Consider the following 21,464-nt stretch of genomic DNA (forward strand, 5'->3'; position numbering starts at 1 on the left):
GAAACACCTACCGCTTCTCGTACGGGTCCGCCGGCTGCTTCACCTGCCGGACCGACGTCGCGTCCAGCACCGGCGGCCACGCCGCGTCCGAGCCCAGCTTGCCCCTGGGGTGCCAGGCGCCGGTGACGGTGACCCAGGTGTCGGTGGGCGGGGCGTCGTCGCCGCGGACCTCGACCTTGCTCGTGGTGGCGTCGGCGGCGCAGCAGGAGACCAGGAGCCGGGTGACGTACCAGGTGCCGTCGTCCCCATGGGTGACGAACCCGGTCATCCGGACCGTCCGGCCCTTCAGCGACCGCCCGCTGTCGTAGATCGCCCGCGAGCCGAACTGGGCGACGCTCAGCTCGACGGGGTTCCCGGCCGGCAGCGCGGGAAAGCTCCCGACCCCCTGCGCCGCCCGTTGCGCGGCCTCACGCCCGGCGCTGTAGGAGCCGAGGGCGGGCGGAGGGAAGAGCAACAGGGCGACGGCGGGGAGAGTGAGCAGCCAGGCGACCCGGGGACCGGCGGCGCCGTGACTGTGTCCGTCGTGCTCGTCGGGCCCGCCATGCCCTTCGTGCTCGACGTGCCCCTGGCCCTCATCCTCGTACGCCTCCCGCCGCAGCGCAGCCGTCGTCACCCCGAGCAGCACCAACGCCACCCCCGAGACGATCAGATACGGCCGCAGACCCGCCTGCACATACCTCAGATACAGGTCGCTGAAGAGCGTCACGCGCAGGACCGCGGCGCCCGTCAGGACCAGGAGTACGGCAGGCCCGTACCGTCGGCCTCTCACAGCAGCCACCACCCCACCAGGACGCTGCTCGTCACGGCCGCCACCCAGGTCGCCGAGGAGAAGCGGACCGCGAAGGCGCGGCCGAACGTGCCCGCCTGGAGCGCGATCAGTTTCAGGTCGACCATCGGGCCGACCACCATGAACGCCAGCCGCGCGGTGAGCGGGAAGGCGCTGAGGGAGGCGGCCACGAAGGCGTCCGCCTGGCTGCACACGCACAGCACGACGGCGAGCACGGCGAGCAGCGGTACGGCGGCCAGGGCGGTACCGGTGAACAGGTCGAGGACGGACCGGGGTACGGCGATGTTGAAGGTCGCGGCGGCCGCGGCGCCCAGCACGAGGAAGCCGCCGGCGTGCAGGAAGTCGTGCTGGAGACCGGCGAGGAAGGCGCGCGGGCCGGAGGCGTCCGGGCCGCCGTCGCCGCCCCTCGACGCCGGCATCCGCAGCCACTCGTCCTTCCCGAACCGGGCCCACAGCCAGCCCATCACCACGGCGGTCGCGAGCGAGGCTACGAGCCGGGCGAGAACCATCTTGGGCTGGCCGGGGAAGGCGATCGAGGTCGCGACCAGGACCACCGGGTTGATGGCGGGCGCGGAGAGCAGGAAGGCGAGGGCGGCGGCGGGCGCGACCCCGCGCCGCATCAGACTCCCGGCCACCGGCACGGACGCGCACTCACAGCCGGGCAGGACGACTCCGGCGGCGCCCGCGACGGGCACGGCGAGGGCGGGGTTGCGGGGGAGGAGCCTGGTGAAGACGCGTTCCGGTACGAAGGCGCCGATCGCCGCGGAGACGACGGTGCCGAGCAGCAGGAAGGGCACGCCCTGGACGGCGATCGCGGTGAACACGGTCCACCAGGCGGCGACCGGCGGGGTGTAGAGGTCGAGCGCGAGCGTCGGCCCGAGCACGGAGAAGACCGTCGCGATGGCGATCAGCGCGGCGCCGCCGAGCACGGCGTACACCAGCGCGCGTACGACGAGGCGCACCCCGTCGACCACCGTCCGCTGATTTTGCACGCGCCTGTCCCAGTAGTGCCGTGAACGTCCCGCGCAGGCTAGCCGCTGCCGCTGTGCACCACCCCGGCTTCACCGGAGAGCGCCCTGTGGGTCACAGGGGCGGCTGCGCCGGGGCCGGGCCCAGGGTCGTCGTGCCCGGCGACGTGCGGTGGCCGAGCCCCGTGCGGTACGCGTCGAGGGCGGCCTCCACCCGGCCGGTGCGGCGCAGCAGGTCGCCGAGGAGGCGGCACAGGTCGGCGAGGTCGCCCGCGGCGCCGGCCCGCTCCAGCAGGCTGAGGGCGCGGACGTAGTGCTCCTCGGCGGCGTCGGTGTCGCGGGCGTCCTCGGCGATGATGCCGAGCAGGCGGTGCGCGGCGGCGGAGTGGAGGGCGCCGCGTTCGGAGCTGAGGTCGTTGAGCACGTCCTCCAGGATCGCGGCGGCCTCGTCGGACTTGCCGCGCCGGTGCAGTACGTCGGCCAGCTCCACGGCGACCTGGCTGCTGTACAGCGCGGCGCGCTTCGCGGTGAGCATGGCCAGGGCCTCGCGCAACTCGCCCTCGGCGCGCTCCAGTTCGCCGTTCTGCGCGGAGACGTACCCGCGCATCCAGTGGCAGTTGGCGAGCTCGGTGCGGAGTTGGAGGGTGCGGTAGAGCTCGGCGGCCTTGACGAGGGAGGCGTCGGCCTCCGCGATGCGGCCCTCGGCGAGCAGGGTGCGGGCGACCGAGCGGTGCATACGGGCGACCAGTGCCGGGTCCTGCGACTGCGGGGCGAGGGCGAGCGCGAACTCGGCGGCCTGGGCGGCCCGGGCCTGGGCGCCCATGTCCATGTAGGGGCCGATGATGCTGGCGTAGAGGAGGAGCAGCGCGTCGGGGTCGTGCAGTCCACCGCGGTTGAGTTCGTCGAGGGTGGACTCCAACAGGTAGACCGCGTAACGGAGTTCGCCGGCCAGGTAGTGGGAGACGGCACGGCCACGGAGGGCGGGCACGCGGGCGGGCAGCGGCGCGTCGGCGAGGGCCTGTTCGGAGCGCTCGAAGTACAGGCGGGCGGCGGCCAGTTCGCCGGTGTCGATGGCGCACTCGCCGAGCCCGAGCAGGGCGACGGCCTGCACGTCGGGAAGTTCGTGCCCCTCGGCCTCGACGAGCAGCGCGGCGTACTGCCCCGCCGCCTCCTCGGCCGCACCGGTGGCAAGCGTGCGCTGCGCCTCGGTCAGGCGCAGCCGCAGATCGGTCGCGAGGTGGGCCGGCCGCCCCGTCGCCAGCTCGTCGTACGCCACTCCGAGCCGCTCGGCGATGTGCCGCAGCGCCTCGTCGGAGGCGCGCACCCGGCCCGCCTCCAGGGTGGAGATATAGGCGGGGGTGTACGCGGGCTCGGCCAACTGTTTCTGGGTCAGCCCCCGTTCGGCCCGCAGATGCTGCACTCTTCGCCCGATCGTGCCCGGGTCATCGCGGTCCGTCATCGCCCAACTCCCCCTGTGCCCCTTGCCGTTCGGCTCTGTCTGGCCCTAGGTTAAACCGCACAGTAAACGTGTTTAACCATTGGCTTTCGTTCAACATATGGCTGTTGCGAGGTCGCCGTGCTCGAACGCACCAGCACCGTCCAGCGTTACGCCAGGGGCCTGACCGCCGCCGTGGTCACCGTGGTGACCCTGATCCTCGCGGCGAACGCGGGCCCGGCCCGCGCCCAGGTCCCCGACCCCATCCGGGAGCAGGCACAACACACCACTCACCAACACTCCTAGATCTCCACAATCAACGTGCCGAGGCTAGCCACACGGCCCCGACCCGGTGAGGGAAATCACGTAATCAACCATCCCAAACCCCCTTACCGTGGAGGAATGTCCCCGTTGGCCAGGATCACCAGCTCGTTCGCGCCCCGCTTCGCGGAGTTCGCGTTCGAGCCCGGCTTCGTGGCCGCCGTCGATCAGCACGTGGCCGAGCTCAGGGAACGGCTCGCGGCCAATCACCCGGGACTGGTCCCCCGGCCCCCGCACCGCGAGGTCCTCGCCGACTACGCGCTCGGTTTCCTGGACGCGCTCGACGAGATCGACTGGCGCGAGCCGGTCGGGCACGACTACGCGGTGTGCCGGCTGACCGCCATCAGCTGGCTGGTCCACCGGCACGATCTGCTGGCCGACATCACCTAGGGCGGCCCGGCCTCTCCCGCCACGGCCGTCGGCGCGCACTCCCCCTTGCGCTCCGACGGCCGCCGGCTTCTGCCCGACGGGTCACATCTCGCCGGGACCCCGCATGTCGTTGCCGCCGTCCCGCATACCCATGTCGCCGCCGCCCCGCAGGTCCGTGCGCTCCCGCACCGGCTGGTTGCCGAGGGCGTCCTCGCGGCCCGCCTGGTACGCGGCCATGCTGCCCTTGGCCCGGGTGGACTCCGTCTCGACGGTGGTCAGCATGCGCTCCCAGCGCTGGCGCATCGGGCCGATCATGCCTCCGCCGACGCCGACGATCAGGATGCCGGCGCCGGTCGCGAGCGCGGCGTAGAGGACCGGCTGGGTGACCGTGGTGGCGATGCCCGCCTGGCCGAGGGCGGCGATGACGCCCAGGGCGAGGATGCAGGCCCACATGACGGTGCCGACCGTGCGGCCGTAGGAGACCGAGGACAGCGCGCCGGTGACGATGGTGCGCACGGCGTTCGCGATGGCCATGGCGACGACGATCAGGACGACCGCGACGATGCCGCGCGGCAGCCAGGCGACGATGCCGTTGATCATCGTGGAGACCGGGTTGGCGCCGAAGACGCCGAGCGCGAGCTGGAGGGTGATCAGCATCAGCGCGTAGTAGACGATCTTGCAGACGATGCCCGTCATGTCGTACTTGGAGTCGCTCAACAGGCGTTGCGTGCCCGCCCGTTCGGACAGCCGCTCCGAGCCGACCTTGCGCAGCACCCGGTCCAGGACGCGGGCGATCAGCTTCGAGACGAACCAGCCGATGGCCAGGACGACCAGGAAGCCGATGAGCTTCGGCACGAACTGGGCGACCTTCGACCAGGCGTCGTTGAGGCCTTGCGTGAAATCTATGGACAGCGTGGTCTGCGTGCTGGGCATGGTGGCCATGAGGGCCTTCCTTCGGTGGACTCCGTGGGTAACCGTCCCCCTCCTTCGTGGATAGCAGTGCCCCCGGCATCCGGCCGCGCGAACGCCCCCATGCGGGTGACAGCCGGGCCCCATACGCTGCCCGCATGACCTCTGCCGCCGCCCGCACCGCCCTGGATCTCACCGCCGATCTCGCGGTCCCGGCCCTGGAGGACCTCTACCGGGACCTGCACCGCCACCCGGAGCCGGCGTTCAAGGAGCACCGCACGGCGGGCGTACTCGCGCAGCGCCTCACCTCGGCCGGCTACGAGACCACCGAGGGCATAGGCGGCACCGGCGTGGCCGGCCTGCTGCGCAACGGCGACGGACCGACCGTCCTGCTGCGCGCCGACATGGACGCCCTGCCGGTCGAGGAACAGACCGGCCTGCCCTACGCCTCCACGGCCCCCGGCCTGATGCACGCCTGCGGCCACGACCTGCACGTGACCTGGCTCGCGGGCGCCGCCGCGGCCCTGTCCGCGGGCCGGGACACCTGGTCCGGCACGCTGCTCGTGGTCGGCCAGCCCGCCGAGGAGACCGGCAACGGCGCCGCCGCGATGATCGAGGACGGGCTCTACGACCGTTTCCCGCGCCCCGACGTACTGCTGGGCCAGCATGTGGCACCGGGCCCTGCGGGCCTGTACGCGCACGTGCCCGGACTGATCATGTCGGCGTCGACGGACGTCGAGATCGTGGTGCACGGACAGGGCGGCCATGGTTCCCGTCCGGAGACGACGGTCGACCCGATCGTCACGGCCGCGTACATCGTCACCCGCCTGCAGACGGTCGTCAGCCGGGAGATCGCCCCGCGCGAGTCCGCCGTCCTGACCGTCGGCCGCATCGAGGCCGGCACGGCCCCGAACATCATCCCGGCCACCGCCCGTATCTGGCTCAACCTCCGCACCCAGTCCCGGGCGGTACGGGACCGGATGGTCACCGCGATCCGCCGCATCGCCGAGGGCGAGTGCCGTGCGGCGGGCTGCCCGCGCGAGCCCGAACTGATCCTGGGCGACGAGTTCCCGGTCACCGTCAACGACCCCGACACCGACCAGCGCGTGGCCGCCGTCCACCGCGAGGTCTTCGGCGCGGCCACCGTCTTCGACCCCGGCCCGGCGATGGGCAGCGAGGACTTCTCCCGCCTCGCGCTCGACGAACTCCCGTACGCCTACTGGTTCGTGACCTCCACCTCCGCCGACACCTGGGACGCGGCTCCCGGCACGGACCTGATGGAGAAGTTCGACGCCGTCCCCAGCAACCACAGTCCGTACTTCGCGCCGGACCTGTCGACGGTGGCGCCGGGGGTACGGACGCTGGTGTCGGGGGCGTTGGCGTGTCTGGCGGCCTAGACGACCCGTCCGATTCCCTCAACGGGGAGCCGAATGGGAGCAGTTGAACACTGTTGGTGGTCCGGGAGGGCCCTGTGCTTTGCTCGTCATCCCGAGGAGAAAGGCACCGGCATGAAAGCTCCCCTTCGCGTCTTGACCATGCTCGGCATCACCTGCGCCCTGTTGCCCATGACCGCCGCGACCTCGCACGCCGCCGGGTCGACGGCCACGACCGACTGCGTCACCGCCAGTGAGACCCGTGACTTCGGCCGCGGCGAGATCTCGGTCTGTCCGCAGGGAGACGGCACCTACAGAGCCACCGGGTGGGTCGAGGACCTGCTGCCCGGGGACGGCGCGTTCGGCGGGCCGGACGGCGGCTGCGTCAGCTGGGCTCTCAGCTCGGCCCATGCCTACGAGACGTTCACCACCATGGCCTGCCCGCACTTCTCGGGCCCCGCGACAGTGCAGATCGACGATGTGATCACGCCCGCGCATCCGATCACGAAGGCGCAGCTGACAACCCTCTGGTTCTGACGGGATCGACTAGCCCTGGGTCTGCAACTGCCGCAACTGGCGCTGCACATGATCCAGGGCGCCCTCGCGCCGACCCGGCACCCGGGACCTCAAGTCGGCCAGTTCCGAACCGAGTTCACGCGCGGCGACCGGATCGACGACCTGCCCCCACTGATGGTGCGCCCGGTCCACGGCCGCCTCCACGTCCTGCGCGTCCGCCGCCTGCCCGGCCGTCAGCCGCGCCCCGGCCACCGCCAGCCAGGTCCGGCAACTGCGCACCGGATCCCCCGCGAACATCGCCAGATCCGCCCGGACCTCGGCCCAGTGCAGCGCCGCCTCGGAACCGGGCCCGAACGCCTTTACGGCGAGCTGCTCGTGCGTGGCGGCGAGGGCGTCGGCGTCGGGGTGCCGGCCGGACCGGACGGCGGCGGAGATCTCGGCGTGGGGATCGGGGACCCTGGCGGGATCGGGGGTTCTGCCGGAATGGGGGACGCGGCCGTAACTCCGTTCACCTTCCAGCCCGTCCGGCGTTCGAGGACGAGGCCGTTCAGGCCGATACGGGGGTCTGGGGGCGAAGCCCCCGGGGACGGCGCCCAACACCCCGGGCTCCATCGAGAACAGCAGGTCGGCGAAGCCGTCCGGTCCCACCCTGGCCAACGCCTGCTGGTGCAACTGCTCCACCGCAGGCCGAAACCCACTGCGCAGAATCGTCGCCACGGCCTTCATGTACGTAGGAACAGCCACGGTGCGCCGACCCGGTGGCGGCGCGATACGACCGTAGACGGCGTTGTTGCGCCCGCAGTCGAGGGGGGCCGAACGCAACCACTCCCACGTCTCCACGTCCGCGTGCAGATCGAAGAGAATCGTCGTCGCACCGGGCGGCCGCAGGCGCAGTTCCTCGCGGATCCACTGCCAGGGCAGTCCGGTGTAACGGACCGTGGACGGAGTCGTGCGGGCCAGCGCGAGGTGCGGCAGCCGCTGTCGGCGGTCGAGTTGGAGCTGGCCGGTGACGAAGAGGGTCAAAGGACCCGGCGCGGTCGCCGCGGCGCGCAGCCGGGTCAGGACGGCCTGCGGCTCCAGCGGGTCGGCGAGTTCGACGACGTTGGCGGTGTCGGTGCCGGACAGCACGGCGGGCGGGACGGCGGCGAGGACCGGGAGCACCGAGGCCGCGTCCACCAGGCACCCCTTGCCGACCGGTGAAGCGGCCAGCAGCAGCACGGTTCCGGGCATCGTTCCCTCCCCATCCCCCGACGATCACGTACGCAGCACCGTAACCGCTGCGGCTGCAAAGGTGGGTCTCAGGACTGCAAACGTCCGCTTCTGACCACCCGTTCCCCCTGTTCCCCGCCACGCCGCACCGCGAACACCGTGGTGTCGTCGACGAGGCGCCCGCCGCAGTGGCGCAGTGTGCGGTCCCGTACGAAGGCGACCAGGCGCCGGGGTTCGGCGGTGCGGAGGTCGGCGGCGACGGCGCGGGCCACGTCGTCGGCGAGCGGGTAGAACTCCCCCTGGGCGTCCCGGGCTTCGGTCACTCCGTCGGTGGTGAGCAGGAGCGTCTCGCCGGGCGCGAGCGGCACGCGGTGCACGGACGGCGGCCCGTCGACGGCGAGTTCACCGAGGCCGAGCGGCAGGCCGTCGCCGGGCGGCAGGGGACGTACGCCGTAGGGGCCGACGAGCAGCGGGGGTTCGTGGCCGAAAAGGATCACGTCCACGGCGCAGGGGTCGTCGTCGGGAAAGCCGACCAGGGCGGCGGTGGCGAAACGGTCGCTGTCCGGAGGAGTGCCGGGCGCCCTTTCGGAGAGGGCAGCCGCCCCCTGGCCCAAACCAAGGGCAGCGGTACGACGCCGATGCCGCAGCATCCGTATCTCCAGCCGCTCGGCGACCGTGCCGAGGTCCGCCTCGTGATATCCGGCCTCCCGGAACGTGCCCAGCAGCGCGGCCGCCGCCTCCACCGCGCCCAGGCCCTTGCCCTGGACGTCACCGACGAGGACGCGGGTGCCGTGCGGGCCGGGCTGGATGTCGTAGAAGTCGCCGCCGACGCGCGCCTCGACGTCGGAGGCGAGGTAGACGGCGGCGTGGTCGAGGCCGCCCCAGTGCGGGGGCAGCGGGCGCAGCACGGTACGGCGGGTGGTGTCGGCGACGTCCCGCATGTGCAGCATGCGGCGCTCACCGCGGAGGCGGACCGCGCAGGCGAGGGTGGCGAGGATGCCGCCGATGACGACGAGCACGAAGTCGGGCCAGCCGGCCTGGTACTCGCCGGGCCAGGCGCTGTCGACCATGACGTAGGTCAGGACGGCCAGTACGGAGATGACGGCGGTGCCCCACACCCCGCAGATCGCGGCGGCGATCCCGGGCACGAGCACGATCCAGGAGATGATCCGGAACTCGCCGGTGGTGTTCCAGTCCACGGCGGCGATCGCGAGCAACAGGACGAGGGGCGGAACCCAGGCCACGCTCCGCCCGCGCACCCGCAACACCTGATGCCGAGCGACCGCGTCATCCCCGTGCCCCACCCGCGACAACCGTCCGAGCAAGGCAGGCCGGCCGACGTCCTGGGGGCCACCGGTGTCTTCGGACCACCCGCCGTCCTCGGGCCACCCAGCCCCCTCGCCCCGACCGCCGTCGTCCACGGCCTCAGTACGCGACCGACATCCGGCTGCGTGGGTGGGCGTCCTGTTCGAGTTCGTCGACGAAGGCGATGGCGTAGTCCTCGGCGCTGATCCGGCTGCGGCCGTCGGCGTCGGTGAGCATGGCGTCGCCGCCCGTGCGGAAGCGGCCCGTGCGGGTACCGGGGGCGATCTCGGCGGCCGGGGAGACGTAGGTCCAGTCGAGGTCGTCGAGGGTGCGGTAGAAGGCGAGGACGTCTCGGTGGGCCAGGGCCTCGGGGAGGTACGCCTCGGGGAAGCCGGGCTGGTCGGCCGCCGCCTGACCGGGCGCCACCTCAAGGCCGCCCGCCCCGCCGACCACCACGAGCCGTCCGACACCGGCCGCCCGCACGCCCTCCACCAGCGCCTTGTTCAGGGCGAGGAAGGGCTCGCGCGGGTCGCTGCCGTCGCGCGGCGGCACGCACGCGGAGGCGACCGCGTCGGCGCCCCGCGCCAGCTCCGCGACCTTCGCCGGATCCGCCGCGTCGGCCGCCGCGGCCGTGACCCCGGGGATCGGCGACTGCCCGGAACGGCTCACCGCCAGCACCTGGTGCCCCCGCGCCGACGCCTCCGTGGCGACCCGGCTGCCGACCATGCCGGTGGCGCCGAACAGTACGAGTTTCATGCGGCCCAGCGAAACACGGCCCCACGCCACCCGCATCCGGGCACCGGCGGCCCGAAAGACCTCTACAGACACTGTCCGCCGACTTGCCAGCCCCCCTCCCCAGGTGTGCTCTGGAAGTCGGGGGCGAGGAGAGAGAGGAGCACTCTCATGGCTCAAGCGGCACCCACGCCCGGCGGGACGCGGGGCAGGACGGCCGGCATGCGGGGCAGGACGATCCGGCCCATCCACACGCCCGACATCTTCGACGACCGCGTGCACAGGGCGGCCCGCTACGGGATCCCGGTGATCCTCGGACTCGTCTACGGCTACTGGGCCGCGGCGAACCGGCGCGGCGGCGGCGAGATCACCGGCTGGAACATCCTGTTCGGCTTCGTCACCGCGGCCGCGTTCATCGTGCTGTGCCTGGCGGTCGCGACGTTCGCCCCGCTGCTGAAGCGCGAACTGCACTCGCTGGTGAAGTCCGGCTTCGCGGGCGCCGCGGTCGGCTTCCTCTACAGCCAGACCGGCGAGTCCGTCTACCGGTCCGTGGCGCTCGGCATCGTCGTCACGGCGGCCGTCTTCGGCGTCTTCTTCTACCGCTACTACACGCGCGAGGACGGCGCGGGAAACCGCCTGCGCTGACGGACGGCACCGGCACACGCGTGGGCCCCGGCGAGCAAATCCGCCGGGGCCCACGCGTTCTCTCTGACTCCCTCGGTTTCTCCCTCGGTTTCCCTCACCTCACCGAGGCAGGCTCACCAAGGCAGCCAGTCCCAGGCCGACGACGAGGATCCAGAGGCGCTGAAGCTCCACGAGCCCGAGGCGCTCCAGGAACCGGAACTCGACGTGGCCCAGGAGCCGTCGTTCCAGTTCGGGTCGTTCCAGTCGGCGTTGGACCAGTTGCCGTCCCGCCACTGCGGACACGGGTCCGCGCAGGTCGGCACCCATTGCCCGGCGGTGTCCACGAAGGCGGCGCTCGCCCAGCCCTGGGCGCCGACGAGCCAGTACCAGTACGGATTTCCGTTGACGCTCTGGCCCTGGACCATGCACTCGACACGGTCCTGACTGCCCGGCGAGAGCTGGTCGACGACGGAGGAGTTGACGGTGGGACCCGACCGCACGTTCAGTGCGGAGCGGGAGACGATGGTGCCCCAGATCGGACCGCCGGATCCGCCACCGCCGCCATGACCGTCGGCGTACGTCGGCGAGGTAGCGGCTGCAGCCGTGGTACCCGCCGCCGCGGCGACGAGAGTGCCACCGGTGAGCAGTACCGCGGCCAGGGTCCGCAGGGCCGGAGTGGTGCGCATTGATCGGCCTCCTTCTCCCCAGCACCAGGAAACACCCGTTCGGGTGAACCCTCCACCGGAGAGCGGAATGCCCAGCTCCGCCACGGTTTCCGACGCACAGCGCCCGTTCGGCTTGCAGCGTGCACCCATATGCAGTCACCGCGCTCGCGCCCCCGGCCCCGAGCCCTTTGCCTGAAAGGGTGCCCTCACGCCTCAGGAGCGCCCTGTCGGCCGCTCTGATCGCCCTCGCCTGCCTGTTCGCGCCGTTCGGCGCGCTGGCGGCCTGGGCCGCGTACGGGCTCGCCGACACCGGCCGGTACGTCACCACGATGGCGCCGCTGGCCGCGGACCCGGCGGTGCGCGACGCCATCGCCGACTCCGTCGGGGCCGGGATCATGCACGAGGTCGACGACCGGACCGACGTCGGCCCGGTGCGCGCCGCGGTACGCCCCTTCGTACGGGACGCGGTCCGCTCGTTCACCAGGACCGAGGCCTTCCGCACGGCCTGGGACACCGGCAACCGGACCGTCCACGACGCGGTACTGACCGCCCTGCGCGACCAGGCCGACCGCGACGACGTGACCGTCGACCTCGCGCCGGTCACCGCCCAGCTCAAGCGCCAACTCTCCGCCGACCACGTGCCGTTGGCGGCCGGCATCCCCGTCGAGCACACCCGAGTCGCCGTCCTCCCGGCCCAGGAACTGGACCGGCTCCGAAAGGGTTTCCACGTGCTGGAAGTCGCCGGTTTCTGGCTGCCGTTGGCGGCCGTCGTCTTCGCCGTGGCCGGCATCGCCCTCGCCGCCTGCCGCCGCCGCGCCCTCACCGCGACCGCCCTCGGCACGGCCCTCGGCGGAGCCGCCCTCGGCCTCGCCGTGGCCCTGGGCCGCCACCTCACCCTCACCGACCTCCCCGACGAGACCCACCGCCCCGCGGCGGCCGCGATCTACGACGCCCTCACCACGACACTGCGCCAAACGGCCTGGCTCCTGCTGGCGTTGGGCCTGACGGTCGCCGCGATCACTTGGCTGACGGCCCGCTGGGGACACCTCGTCCTGCCCCTCGTACGACGCCGCCGAGCACCCGCAACGCCCGCTCCAGATCCGGCAAACCGGCCGACCCGAGTCCAAGCCTGACCGCGTCCGGTGTGCGGCGCGGGTCGACGGCGAAGGCGGAACCCGGGGTGACGGCGATGCCGTGGGCAGCGGCGACCGCCGTGAAGGTGTCCGCGCGCCAGGGGGCCGGCAGCTCCCACCACGCGAAGTACGCCCGCGGATCCGACCGCACCCGGAACCCGCCGAGCACCTCGACGAGCAGCCGCTGCCGACGCCCCACCTCCGCCCGCTTCGCCGCGACCAGCTCACCCGCGTCACCGTCCCGGTCCTGGTCGTCGTGGGCGCCGACGACGGGTACACCCCGGTCTCCGACGCGGAGGCGATGCACGCGGCGCTGCCCGACTCGACGTTGCGGGTGATCGAGGGGGCGGCGCATCTGCCGAACCTGGAGCGGCCCGGGGAGTTCAACGAGACGTTGGGGAGATTCCTGGCGCGCGTGGGATGATTCGGACAACCCATCCCTGAGCGGAAGGCCGGGACTTGGACACTGCGGCTGCGGAGTGGACGGTCTCCGGTGACACACCCGAGCGGCACGGCGGTCGGCGCCTCGCTGCCTGGTGCGCAGGGCTCCTGTTCGCCGCCCTGAGCCTGGTCGTCGGCTGTCGCGTCCTGGACAGTGACGGCTTCACCCCCGTCCCCCAGGTCCTCGCCTTCCTGCCCTGGCTGCTCGCCCCCACCGGATTCGCCCTGCTGCTCGCGCTGCTGGCCCGCTGGCGGATCGGGCTCGTGTGGGGAATCGTCCTGCTCGGCCTGCTGGCCTGGTTCATCGAGCCGTACGGAAGCGCCGACGAGCCCGACGGAACACCCGTCGCCGAGCTCAGGGTGCTCACCTCGAACGTGGAGTTCGGACAGGGCGCCCGCTCCCTCGTGTCCGTCCTGCGCCGCGAGCAGCCGGACATCGTGTTCGTGGAGGAGTGCGAGTACACCTGTCAGGACACGCTGGAGGGCACCTTCGGCACCGAATACCCCTACCGCCAGGCCGTCCGGGCCGGCGGCTCGACGGGGTCGATCATCCTCAGCCGTTTCCCGCTCCGCGCGACCGACAAAGTCCCCGGCACGATGGGCATGCCCGGAGCCGTCGCCGAGGTGCGCGGCGAGTCCGTACGGCTGCAACTCGCGCACCCGATGCCCCCGCTGCCCGGCCAGGTCGACGTCTGGCAGCGGGAGCTGGGGCGGTTGCGGGACGTGGCCGCCGCCGACCGGGACGTCCCCACCATCCTGGCCGGGGACTTCAACGCCTCCCAGGACCACGCGGCCTTCCGCGACATCCTCGGGACCGGGCTGCGCGACGCGGCCCGGCTCGCCGGTCACGACCGCACGCCCAGTTGGCCCTCGCGCACGGCCGGGGTGATCGGCGCGCAGATCGACCACGTCCTGGTCTCCCGGGACTTCTCCGCGAGCAAGGCCAGGTTCCTCACGCCGGCCGACACCGACCACCGGGCCCTGGTCGTCGACATCACGCTCCACCAGCGCGGTTGACCGAGGCGGGGTGCCCATAATGGGCGCATGCACCGCGAGTTCCCCATCGGCCTCACCCCTCCCGACTGGCTGGTGCGGAACCTCCGAGCCCAGCAGACCCCCGTCAACCGCCCCGCCGTGGCCCGCGCCGCGATCGCGATGGCCCTGCCCCTGTTGATCGGCCTCGCCGCGGACCAGCCCGCGTACGGCGCGCTCGCGTCCATGGGCGCCCTGTCCGGTGTCATCAGCGACACCGCCGACGCGTACCGCATGCGGCTGCTCAAGATCGCGATCCCGCAGCTCTTCGGCGCGATCGGCGTCACCCTGGGCTCTCTGGTCCAGGGCCACGGCTGGCTCGCGGTCGCCGCCGTCACCGCTGTCGCGCTGGCCTCCGGGATGATCTCGACGATCGGCGCGGTCGCCTCCGTATCGGGACTGCTGCTGCTCCTGAACTGCGTGATCGGCGCGGGCCTGCCGCTGCCCGGCGAGTGGTGGCTGGCGCCGCTGCTGATGACCGGCGGCGGGCTGCTGGTGCTGCTTCTCGCGCTGCTCGCCTGGCCGTTGAGGTCGGGGGTGCCGGAGCGGGCGGCGGTCGGTGGGACGTACCGGCAGGTGGCCGAACTGATGGCGGCCTGCGGGCGGGAGGAGTACGACGAGGCTCGGCACGCCGTCACCCAGTCGCTGAACCAGTCGTACGACCTCATCCTGGCCCGGCGGGCCCGCCACCACGGCCGCAGCACCGAACTGACGCGGCTGCTGGCCCAGTTGAACGCGATCACCCCGGTCGTGGAGGCCGCCCCCGCCGCCCACCTCGGCGGCAGCCCGATGCCGCCGGAGATCCCGGCGGCGGTCCGCCATCTCGCGCACGCCGTGGAGACCGGCTACACCGGACCGACAGGGCTCCAACTCCCCGCGCCCGCCTCGGAGACCGCCCGCGCCGTCGACCACGCCCTGCGCCACGCGGCCGAGGTCGTCGCCCGGCCCGACGTCGACCCGCGAGGCATCGACGACCGCCTCGGCCGGCCCGCCGCCCTCGGCATCCGCACCGCCCGCGCCCTGCGCAACGTCACCCTCTCCGCCGCCTCCTGGCGCTACGGACTGCGCCTGGCCCTGTGCATCGGCATCGCCCAGGCGCTGGTCTCGATCGTGCCCGTGCCGCGCTCGTACTGGGTCGCGCTCACCATCACCTTCGTGATGAAGCCGGACTTCGGTTCCGTCTTCTCCCGCGCCCTGCTGCGCGCCCTCGGCACGGTCGCCGGGCTGCTCGTCGCGGCGGCGGTGCTCTCCCAAGTACCGCGCGGCTGGTGGGACGTGGCCGTACTGCTCTGCCTGGCACCGCTGATCCCGCTGCTCACGCCACGCGGCTACGGCTATCAGACCGCCGCCATCACCCCGGTGATCCTGCTCCTGTCCGACGTCCTCAACCACCAGGGCACCGCCCTGCTCCTGCCCCGGCTGCTGGACTCCCTCATGGGCTGCGGCATCGCCCTGGTCGCCGGTTATCTGCTGTGGCCGGAGAGCTGGCACACCCGCGTCGGCGACCGCCTCGCGGACGCGGTCACCGACACCGCGCGCTACGTCGAGACCGCCTTCGGCGACGACACCGAACCGGCCGCCCGGGCCCGGATGCGGCGCCGCCTCTACCGCGATCTGTCCGTCATCCGCACCGAGTTCCAGCGCGCGCTCACCGAACCGCCGCCGACCGGACGCCGGGCCGCCGCCTGGTGGCCACTGGTCGTCGCCGTGGAACGGATCGTGGACGCGACGACCGCGGCCCGGGTGCGGGTCGGACACGGGGCGGCTCCGCCGTCCGCCGCGGAGATCCGCCAAGTGGCGCTTCAGCTGGGGGAGTTGGCGGAGGGGGTACGGGAGTCGGAGGTGCTGGTGGAGGTCCGTACCGACCTCACCGGGCCGGCCGGCAGCGTGCTGGAGCCGCTGCGCCAGGAGGTGGCGGCGGCCCGGGCCATCGCCTCGCCGCACTGACCCGACCTACCCACGCCTGCCGAACACAGGTGGGTGCGGGCCGCCTCGTGCAGAAGGCGACCCGCACCGGGTGGGGGGTGGTGGGTGTGGGGTGGTGGTTCTCAGGCGGCGGGCGTCAGGTCAGGTCCTAACTCCCGGACTTCTCCATGACCTTGTCGCTCGCGGCCTTGCCGGTCGTGACCTCGTCGAGGACGCCCGCGAGGCCGTTGGCCCACAACTGGTTCACTCTGGCCCGCTCGTTGGCGTCGGGGTTCGAGTTGGTGCAGGACGTGCCGGGGCCGCCGCCGGACATCAGCTCGCTGCACGGGCCCGTGTAGTGGTCCGGCAGACCGAGCACGTGCCCGGTCTCGTGGGCGGTCACGCGGGTCGAGTCGTACTGCTGGTTCTGCGCGTAGTCGAGGAAGACGTACCCGCTGCCGTGCCCGTCGGTGGAGGCAAACGAGCCACGGGAGTCGTTGCCCTCGCGGTAGCTGAAGTCGGCGCTCGACGCGGTGCCCGACTGGAGCTTGACGTTGGACACCGAGCTGTTCCAGATCTGGGCGCTGCGGGATATCTGCGCGCTGAACGTGGGGGCGCGGGAGGCGTCGTAGACGACGGTCACGGCTGCGGCGAGGGTCGGGTGGGCGGCGCGCTTCTCGGCGACCGATTTCAGGACGGCCTGGAAGAAGGCCTGGTTGGCGTCGGCCTCGGCGGCCGAGCCGGTGTAGGCCGAGTAGCCGCTGGCGCCGGAGTGCGGGGCGGGCGCCGACGTCACGGCGGCGGCGGCCGGAACCGCCGTACCGAGACCGAGGACCGCGAGACCGATACCGGTCGCGACCGCCGAACGGGCATGCAGGGACATGGACTTGTTCATCGAGGACTCCTAGGTGGGGGTGAGTCGTCACCGAGGAGTTTCTGTGTCTGTGGCCCGGCTGTGATGATGGCAGCTGCCGATAGCACCGCCCTATCGGCAGCCCAATTCGTGTACGACAGGCGGGATTTGTGCGTCTGGTGAAACGTGTGATTCCGCTTTACGCTCCGTTTGCATGGACCTAGAGGTGAGGCACCTCCGCGCACTGTGCGCCATAGCCGACACCGGCAGCCTGCACCGGGCTGCCCGCCAACTGGGAGTCGCCCAGCCGTCGTTGAGTACCCAGTTGCGCCGGATCGAACAGGAGCTGGGCGGCCCGCTCTTCGTCCGGGCCCGCACCGGCTGCCGGCCCACCCCGCTGGGCCGCCTTGTGCTCAGCCGCGCCCGCCCGCTGGTGGCCGAAATGCGCTCCCTGGTCAGCGAGGCCCGGGCCGCCGCGACGGGCGGCCAGGAACTGCGCGTCGGCTCCACCGCGAGCCGGGCCCTGGCGGGCTGGCTGCGCCGGCTGCGCGCCCGCGGCCAGGACCCCACCCTGCACATGAACGTCTCCCCGAACGCCCTGCTGCGCATGGTCGCCGACGGCCAACTCGACGTCGCCTTCGTGCACGAGGTCGAGGGCTCCCCGCTGCGCATCCCCGAGGGCCTGCCCCTGCGCGTCCTGATCGAGCGCGAACCGCAGTTCGTCTCCCTGCCCGTCGACCACCCGGCCACCGCGCACCCCGCGGTGCACGTCTCCCAACTGGCCCAGGACCGCTGGATGATCGACCCCACGGTGGACGGCGAGTGGGACGCCGTGCGGCACATGTTCCGCACGGCGGGCATCAACCCCCATGTCCTGCACGGCGATTACCACACGGCCGCCGCCCTGGTCGCCACCGGCGAGGTCGTCACCGTCTGCCAGCCGTCCTGCCTGCCCCGCCCCGACATGGCCGTACGCCGCCTGCACGGCGACCCCTTGGGCGTCCGGCTCCTCCTCGCGGCCCGCACGGAGACGGACCTGGACGGCGCCCTGCCCGCACTGCGCGAGGCGTACTGGGAGGCGGCCCGGGAGGCACCGGCGTACCGGGAGTGGCTGGAACGCGAGGGTACGAGACCCCTGCCCGACGGCGGGGGCCTGAGACCCGAGCCCGCCCCAGCCCTCCCCTAGCGCAGAAGGATCAGACGCCGATGTCGCAACCGTCCTTGCGCCACACGGCGACGACGGCCGGGCGCACGATCCTGCCGGGTCCGTCGGGCCAGACGCTGGCCGGGCTCTCGACGGTCGCGCCGGCGATCTCGCCCGGGTGCTGCACGGCCACCAGCACGCGCCGGTCCTGCACCAGCGGACCGCAGGTCTCGGCGCCGTTCGGCACGGTCAGGAACTGCTTGAGCTCACCGCGTCGCGGGCCCTTGGTCGCCACGCCGAACAGCCCGTCGTGCGAGCCGAGTTGGGCGCCGTCGGTGGAGATCCACAGGTTGCCGTGCGGGTCGAAGGCCACGTTGTCCGGGCAGGAGATCGGGCTGACGTCGTCCTTGGGGAAGCCCGCGAAGTAGGTCGCGGGGTCCTTCGGGTCACCGGCGACGAGGAACAGCGACCAGGCGAACCGCGTGCTGTCCGCTCGGTTCCGTCGCTCGGTCAGCTCCAGGATGTGCCCGTGCTTGTTGGCGTTGCGCGGGTTGGCCTCGTCGGAGGGGGCGTTCGCACCGACGCCGCGGTTGGTGTTGTTGGTGAGGGCGACGTAGACCTTGCCGGTGTGCGGGTTGGGCTCGATGTCCTCGGGCCGGTCCATCTTGGTCGCGCCGACCTTGTCACCGGCGAGCCGGGTGAAGACGAGAACCTCCTCGGCCGTCATCCCCTCGACATGCGAGACGGCACCCTTCGCGGTGGCGGTGGCCAGCGGAATCCACTCACCGCTCCCGTCGAACTCACCGTCGGCGGGCAGCTTCCCTGTCCCGTCGATCTCGATGGCGGGGGAGTCACCGGTGAGCTTGGCCACGTACAGGGTCCCCTCATCGAGCAGAGTGAGATTGTGCTCGCGCGCGGCCCGGCTGCTCCCCTGCTTCATCCGCTTGCTGCCGACGAACTTGTAGAAGTAGTCGAACCGCTCGTCGTCCCCGGTGTAGACGACGGGACGCCCGTCGTCGGTGAGCCGCACGGTCGCGCCCTCGTGCTTGACGCGGCCGAGGGCGGTGCGCTTGCGGGGCGTGGAGGTGGGGTCGTAAGGGTCGAGTTCGACGACGTAGCCGAAGCGGTGCGACTCATTGGGCTCTTGCAGGACGTCGAACCGCTTGTCGAACCGTTCCCACTTGCGCTCGGTGGGCCCGGCGACGAGCCCGTACCGCTTGTCGGTCGCCCGGGCGCCGTTGGCGAAGTACTGGTTGAAGTTCTCCTCGCCGTGCAGGGTGGTGCCCCAAGGGGTCGTGCCGCCCGAGCAGTTGTTGAGCGTGCCGAGGACCTTGCGGCCGGTCGGGTCGGCGGAGGTCTTCAGCAGCTCGCTGCCGGCGGCGGGCCCGGTCACCTTGAACTCGGTGGTGACGGTGACGCGCCGGTTGAGGGGATGCCGGGGTACGGGGTTCAGAGCGCCGGTGCGCCGGTCCTCCTCGACGACCACGACACCGAGCCCGTGCGCGGCCCAGGCGACCTCAACCTGCTGACGGGTGGGACTGGCGGGGTCGTACCCCCGGAACATCAACACCTCGTCGGTGTACTCGTGGTTGGCGACGAGCAGCTGCCGCCGGTGCTCACCGGGCACCGGGAGCAGCGCGAGGAAGTCGTTGTTGTACCCGAACTGCCCGGCCTGCGCCGCGGCCGTCTGGTTCTCCGGGTCGAAGGCGGGGGCACCGCGCAGGATGGGCTCGCCCCAGCGGATGACGACGTTCTGCGCGTACCCGTCGGGGATGACGACGGCGTCGGCGGTGTTGGGGGCGACGGCCCCGAACCGCAGCCCGCGCGCGGCCCTGCCCTGGGGTTTGCGGTGTTTGGACGACTCCGTGGCCGACTCCGCCACAGCGGCCTGCGCGGGACGGGCACCTGCCACGCCGGCCGAGCCCGCCGCGGCGGCGACGGTGACGACAGCGGCGGCCCGCATCATCGAACGGCGCCCGAGGGCACCGGCGATGACGTCACCGACGTACTCGTTGGAGCGGGGATCGTTGCCGTAAACCGACCCTGCCCAAGATCGCCTCCCGGGGCCGCTAACCTTACGTGTCCGTCCTGGCCAGGGATTGACGGGCTTCAACTCACGCGAAGGGTTGCGCACATGGGCATTCTCACTCTCCTGCGGAACGCGTTCGGCAGGTCACGCAAGGGGCGTGCCGCCGAAGCAGAGGGTGCGGACCGAACCCCTTCGCAGCGGACGGAGGAGACACCGGTCACACCGGAGCCGACGTCTCCCGCTCCGCAGCCGACGGTCCCCGCACAGTCCCCCACCGCCCAGGTCCCCGAACCGAGGGACGAGGCGGGCTCCACTTCCGCGCCGTCTTCCGATTCCGATTCCGACGAACACGACCTGGTGGCCGCGGCCTTCAACAAGGTCGCCGTCCCGAAGCCGGCCTCGCCGGTGGAGGGTGAGCGGGTCGTCGAGGAAGTCGTCGCGGAGGAACGGGCCGCACAGGAACGGACCGCCGAGGAGCAGGTCTCCGGCAAGGAGGAGACGACCGCGGCGGAGGCGGTGACCGAGGACCCGGAACCGCTGGTGGCGGAGCCCGAGCCGGTGGTTGCCGAGGCCGAGCCGCTGGTGGTGCCGGTCGAGACGCCGGTGGTGGCGGAGGAAGAGGCGGTGGCTGAGGAGCCGACGCCTGAGCCGGTCGTCGTGGAAGCAGTGGCAGTGGTCGAGGAGACCGCACCCGAGCCCGAGGCGGAGCCTGTCGCCGAGGTCGTGGACGTCGTCGTAGTGCCGGTGGTCGAGGAGCCCGTACCCGAGACCCCCGAGCCGACCGTCGAGTCCGAGTCGACTCCGGAACCGGCCGCGGCCACGGTGGACCAACCGGCAATCGTGATCACCGTGCTCGAACCGGCACCGGACACCGACCCGACGGCTCCCACGACCGACCTGGCCGCCACCCCCGAACCGGCAGACGCCGACGGCGAATCCGCCCCACAGGGGCCACCAGCACCCGACAACGAGATTGTCACGGGTGGTGCGGATGGGAACACCCTCGAAGCCGAGGCCGAGGCCGAGGTCCACGCGAACGACCCCGTAGGGACCGCTCTCGCCAAGGCCAACCTCACCGGTACCCAGGCCAAGCTCTACCTGGTCCTCGACCGCTCCGCGAGCATGCGCCCGTACTACAAGGACGGTTCGGCCCAGGCCCTCGCCGACCAAACCGTAGCCCTGGCCGGCGCCCTGGACCCCGAGGCCAAGGTCCACGTCGTCTTCTTCTCCACGGAAGTGGACGGCACCACCGACCTCACCCCCACCTCTCCCGAGGACGCGATCGACAAGGCCCACGCCGGCCTCGGCCGCATGGGCCGCACCAGCTACCACGCCGCCGTGGAAGCCGTACTCGCGCACTACGACGAGCACGCCACCCCCGGCACCCCCGCCCTCGTCGTCTTCCAGACCGACGGCGCCCCGGACGCGAAGACCCCCGCCACCCAGTCCCTCACGGACGCCGCGAAGTCCCACGCCTCGGTGTTCTTCTCGTTCGTCGCGTTCGGCGACCACGACAACAAGGCCTTCGACTACCTCCGCAAGCTGAAGACCGCCAACACGGCCTTCTTCCACGCGGGCCCGACCCCCCTGGAACTCACGGACGCGGAACTCTACGACGGCGTCCTGATCGACTGGCGCCCGTAACCGCTCCTCCCTGTGCCGCCCGCTTCCCACCCCATAAAACGGGAGGCGGGCGGCACACCCGTGTCGGCTA

The 21,464-nt window shown here is 72.2% G+C and carries 21 protein-coding genes and 1 pseudogene; 11 read left to right on the top strand and 11 right to left on the bottom strand.

Annotated elements, in window-relative coordinates:
* Positions 1-7 precede the first annotated feature (7 nt).
* The 3 genes from M2283_RS11000 to M2283_RS11010 all read right to left on the bottom strand — a co-directional run bounded on the left by M2283_RS11000 (position 8) and on the right by M2283_RS11010 (position 3,214).
* Positions 8-769, bottom strand: coding sequence for a TIGR03943 family putative permease subunit (locus tag M2283_RS11000; RefSeq protein WP_280875950.1), 762 nt, complete (start codon positions 767-769; stop codon positions 8-10).
* Positions 766-1,779, bottom strand: coding sequence for a permease (locus tag M2283_RS11005; RefSeq protein WP_280875951.1), 1,014 nt, complete (start codon positions 1,777-1,779; stop codon positions 766-768). The genes M2283_RS11000 and M2283_RS11005 overlap by 4 nt, the downstream gene beginning before the upstream one ends.
* Positions 1,780-1,870: 91 nt before the next feature.
* On the bottom strand, positions 1,871-3,214 hold the full coding sequence (locus tag M2283_RS11010; RefSeq protein WP_280875952.1) for a helix-turn-helix domain-containing protein: 1,344 nt from the start codon (positions 3,212-3,214) through the stop codon (positions 1,871-1,873).
* A 117-nt stretch (positions 3,215-3,331) separates the two neighbouring features.
* On the opposite strand from M2283_RS11010, the gene M2283_RS11015 reads away from it, so the two are divergent.
* Together M2283_RS11015 and M2283_RS11020 are read left to right on the top strand one after the other, a co-directional pair.
* Positions 3,332-3,496, top strand: coding sequence for a hypothetical protein (locus tag M2283_RS11015; RefSeq protein WP_280875953.1), 165 nt, complete (start codon positions 3,332-3,334; stop codon positions 3,494-3,496).
* A 96-nt stretch (positions 3,497-3,592) separates the two neighbouring features.
* Complete coding sequence (locus tag M2283_RS11020; RefSeq protein ID WP_280875954.1) at positions 3,593-3,901, top strand: DUF6401 family natural product biosynthesis protein; 309 nt, start codon at positions 3,593-3,595, stop codon at positions 3,899-3,901.
* Positions 3,902-3,982: 81 nt separating this feature from the next.
* Here the strand turns inward: M2283_RS11020 and M2283_RS11025 are convergent, their stop codons facing one another.
* Complete coding sequence (locus M2283_RS11025; protein WP_432423063.1) at positions 3,983-4,813, bottom strand: mechanosensitive ion channel family protein; 831 nt, start codon at positions 4,811-4,813, stop codon at positions 3,983-3,985.
* A gap of 134 nt (positions 4,814-4,947) precedes the next feature.
* On the opposite strand from M2283_RS11025, the gene M2283_RS11030 reads away from it, so the two are divergent.
* Together M2283_RS11030 and M2283_RS11035 are read left to right on the top strand one after the other, a co-directional pair.
* Positions 4,948-6,186 carry an amidohydrolase gene (locus tag M2283_RS11030; protein ID WP_280875956.1) on the top strand — a complete coding sequence of 413 codons (1,239 nt, stop codon included), beginning with the start codon at positions 4,948-4,950 and terminating at the stop codon, positions 6,184-6,186.
* A gap of 111 nt (positions 6,187-6,297) precedes the next feature.
* Entirely contained in the window at positions 6,298-6,699 is a 402-nt protein-coding gene (locus M2283_RS11035) for a hypothetical protein (protein WP_280875957.1), read from the top strand.
* Between the two features lie 9 nt (positions 6,700-6,708).
* Here the strand turns inward: M2283_RS11035 and M2283_RS11040 are convergent, their stop codons facing one another.
* The 3 genes from M2283_RS11040 to M2283_RS11050 all read right to left on the bottom strand — a co-directional run bounded on the left by M2283_RS11040 (position 6,709) and on the right by M2283_RS11050 (position 9,948).
* A complete protein-coding gene (locus M2283_RS11040) occupies positions 6,709-7,908 on the bottom strand; it encodes a hypothetical protein (RefSeq protein ID WP_280875958.1) in 1,200 nt (399 codons plus the stop codon).
* A gap of 68 nt (positions 7,909-7,976) precedes the next feature.
* On the bottom strand, positions 7,977-9,212 hold the full coding sequence (locus M2283_RS11045; protein WP_280876258.1) for a PP2C family protein-serine/threonine phosphatase: 1,236 nt from the start codon (positions 9,210-9,212) through the stop codon (positions 7,977-7,979).
* Positions 9,213-9,312: 100 nt separating this feature from the next.
* Positions 9,313-9,948 (bottom strand): NAD(P)-dependent oxidoreductase, encoded by a 636-nt coding sequence (locus tag M2283_RS11050; protein ID WP_280875959.1) that lies wholly within the window; start codon positions 9,946-9,948, stop codon positions 9,313-9,315.
* Positions 9,949-10,095: 147 nt separating this feature from the next.
* On the opposite strand from M2283_RS11050, the gene M2283_RS11055 reads away from it, so the two are divergent.
* Positions 10,096-10,569: a hypothetical protein gene (locus tag M2283_RS11055; RefSeq protein ID WP_432423051.1), complete on the top strand. Its 474-nt coding sequence runs from the start codon at positions 10,096-10,098 to the stop codon at positions 10,567-10,569.
* A gap of 113 nt (positions 10,570-10,682) precedes the next feature.
* On the opposite strand, the gene M2283_RS11060 is transcribed toward M2283_RS11055, so the two are convergent.
* On the bottom strand, positions 10,683-11,234 hold the full coding sequence (locus tag M2283_RS11060; RefSeq protein ID WP_280875960.1) for an SH3 domain-containing protein: 552 nt from the start codon (positions 11,232-11,234) through the stop codon (positions 10,683-10,685).
* A gap of 179 nt (positions 11,235-11,413) precedes the next feature.
* Here M2283_RS11060 and M2283_RS11065 point away from each other — a divergent pair, with 179 nt between their 5' ends.
* On the top strand, positions 11,414-12,346 hold the full coding sequence (locus M2283_RS11065; RefSeq protein ID WP_280875961.1) for a hypothetical protein: 933 nt from the start codon (positions 11,414-11,416) through the stop codon (positions 12,344-12,346).
* Here the strand turns inward: M2283_RS11065 and M2283_RS51630 are convergent.
* A pseudogene (locus M2283_RS51630) lies at positions 12,231-12,587 on the bottom strand (PLP-dependent aminotransferase family protein); the annotation flags it as partial. The gene M2283_RS11065 and the pseudogene M2283_RS51630 overlap by 116 nt on opposite strands.
* Between M2283_RS51630 and M2283_RS11070 the strand changes: the two are divergent.
* The 3 genes from M2283_RS11070 to M2283_RS11080 are packed head-to-tail and all read left to right on the top strand — an operon-like array spanning position 12,486 to position 15,766.
* Complete coding sequence (locus M2283_RS11070; protein ID WP_348538909.1) at positions 12,486-12,770, top strand: alpha/beta fold hydrolase; 285 nt, start codon at positions 12,486-12,488, stop codon at positions 12,768-12,770. The pseudogene M2283_RS51630 and the gene M2283_RS11070 overlap by 102 nt on opposite strands.
* A 35-nt stretch (positions 12,771-12,805) precedes the next feature.
* Complete coding sequence (locus M2283_RS11075; RefSeq protein ID WP_280875963.1) at positions 12,806-13,804, top strand: endonuclease/exonuclease/phosphatase family protein; 999 nt, start codon at positions 12,806-12,808, stop codon at positions 13,802-13,804.
* 27 nt (positions 13,805-13,831) lie between these two features.
* Entirely contained in the window at positions 13,832-15,766 is a 1,935-nt protein-coding gene (locus M2283_RS11080) for an FUSC family protein (protein WP_280875964.1), read from the top strand.
* A 127-nt stretch (positions 15,767-15,893) separates the two neighbouring features.
* Here the strand turns inward: M2283_RS11080 and snpA are convergent, their stop codons facing one another.
* Positions 15,894-16,619: a snapalysin gene (snpA, locus tag M2283_RS11085; protein WP_280875965.1), complete on the bottom strand. Its 726-nt coding sequence runs from the start codon at positions 16,617-16,619 to the stop codon at positions 15,894-15,896.
* A 172-nt stretch (positions 16,620-16,791) separates the two neighbouring features.
* Between snpA and M2283_RS11090 the strand changes: the two genes are divergently transcribed.
* On the top strand, positions 16,792-17,763 hold the full coding sequence (locus M2283_RS11090; protein WP_280875966.1) for a LysR family transcriptional regulator: 972 nt from the start codon (positions 16,792-16,794) through the stop codon (positions 17,761-17,763).
* Between the two features lie 10 nt (positions 17,764-17,773).
* On the opposite strand, the gene M2283_RS11095 is transcribed toward M2283_RS11090, so the two are convergent.
* A complete protein-coding gene (locus M2283_RS11095) occupies positions 17,774-19,684 on the bottom strand; it encodes a PhoX family protein (RefSeq protein WP_280875967.1) in 1,911 nt (636 codons plus the stop codon).
* A gap of 171 nt (positions 19,685-19,855) precedes the next feature.
* Between M2283_RS11095 and M2283_RS11100 the strand changes: the two genes are divergently transcribed.
* The gene (locus tag M2283_RS11100; protein WP_280875968.1) at positions 19,856-21,394 is read left to right on the top strand and encodes a VWA domain-containing protein; all 1,539 of its coding nucleotides are present in this window, start codon (positions 19,856-19,858) and stop codon (positions 21,392-21,394) included.
* The last annotated feature ends 70 nt before the right edge of the window (positions 21,395-21,464 follow it).

The sequence above is a fragment of the Streptomyces pseudovenezuelae genome (assembly GCF_029892565.1).
Lineage (GTDB): Bacteria > Actinomycetota > Actinomycetes > Streptomycetales > Streptomycetaceae > Streptomyces > Streptomyces pseudovenezuelae_A.

Bases quoted from the DNA above. Each gene is read 5' to 3' on its own strand.
- M2283_RS11030 (WP_280875956.1), top strand. From the start codon at position 4,948: ATGACCTCTGCCGCCGCCCGCACCGCCCTGGATCTCACCGCCGATCTC.
- M2283_RS11060 (WP_280875960.1), bottom strand. From the start codon at position 11,234: ATGCGCACCACTCCGGCCCTGCGGACCCTGGCCGCGGTACTGCTCACC.
- M2283_RS11035 (WP_280875957.1), top strand. From the start codon at position 6,298: ATGAAAGCTCCCCTTCGCGTCTTGACCATGCTCGGCATCACCTGCGCC.
- M2283_RS11095 (WP_280875967.1), bottom strand. From the start codon at position 19,684: ATGCGGGCCGCCGCTGTCGTCACCGTCGCCGCCGCGGCGGGCTCGGCC.
- M2283_RS11010 (WP_280875952.1), bottom strand. From the start codon at position 3,214: ATGACGGACCGCGATGACCCGGGCACGATCGGGCGAAGAGTGCAGCAT.
- M2283_RS11080 (WP_280875964.1), top strand. From the start codon at position 13,832: ATGCACCGCGAGTTCCCCATCGGCCTCACCCCTCCCGACTGGCTGGTG.
- M2283_RS11050 (WP_280875959.1), bottom strand. From the start codon at position 9,948: ATGAAACTCGTACTGTTCGGCGCCACCGGCATGGTCGGCAGCCGGGTC.
- M2283_RS11025 (WP_432423063.1), bottom strand. From the start codon at position 4,813: ATGCCCAGCACGCAGACCACGCTGTCCATAGATTTCACGCAAGGCCTC.
- M2283_RS11020 (WP_280875954.1), top strand. From the start codon at position 3,593: ATGTCCCCGTTGGCCAGGATCACCAGCTCGTTCGCGCCCCGCTTCGCG.
- snpA (WP_280875965.1), bottom strand. From the start codon at position 16,619: ATGAACAAGTCCATGTCCCTGCATGCCCGTTCGGCGGTCGCGACCGGT.
- M2283_RS11100 (WP_280875968.1), top strand. From the start codon at position 19,856: ATGGGCATTCTCACTCTCCTGCGGAACGCGTTCGGCAGGTCACGCAAG.
- M2283_RS11090 (WP_280875966.1), top strand. From the start codon at position 16,792: ATGGACCTAGAGGTGAGGCACCTCCGCGCACTGTGCGCCATAGCCGAC.
- M2283_RS11040 (WP_280875958.1), bottom strand. From the start codon at position 7,908: ATGCCCGGAACCGTGCTGCTGCTGGCCGCTTCACCGGTCGGCAAGGGG.
- M2283_RS11055 (WP_432423051.1), top strand. From the start codon at position 10,096: ATGGCTCAAGCGGCACCCACGCCCGGCGGGACGCGGGGCAGGACGGCC.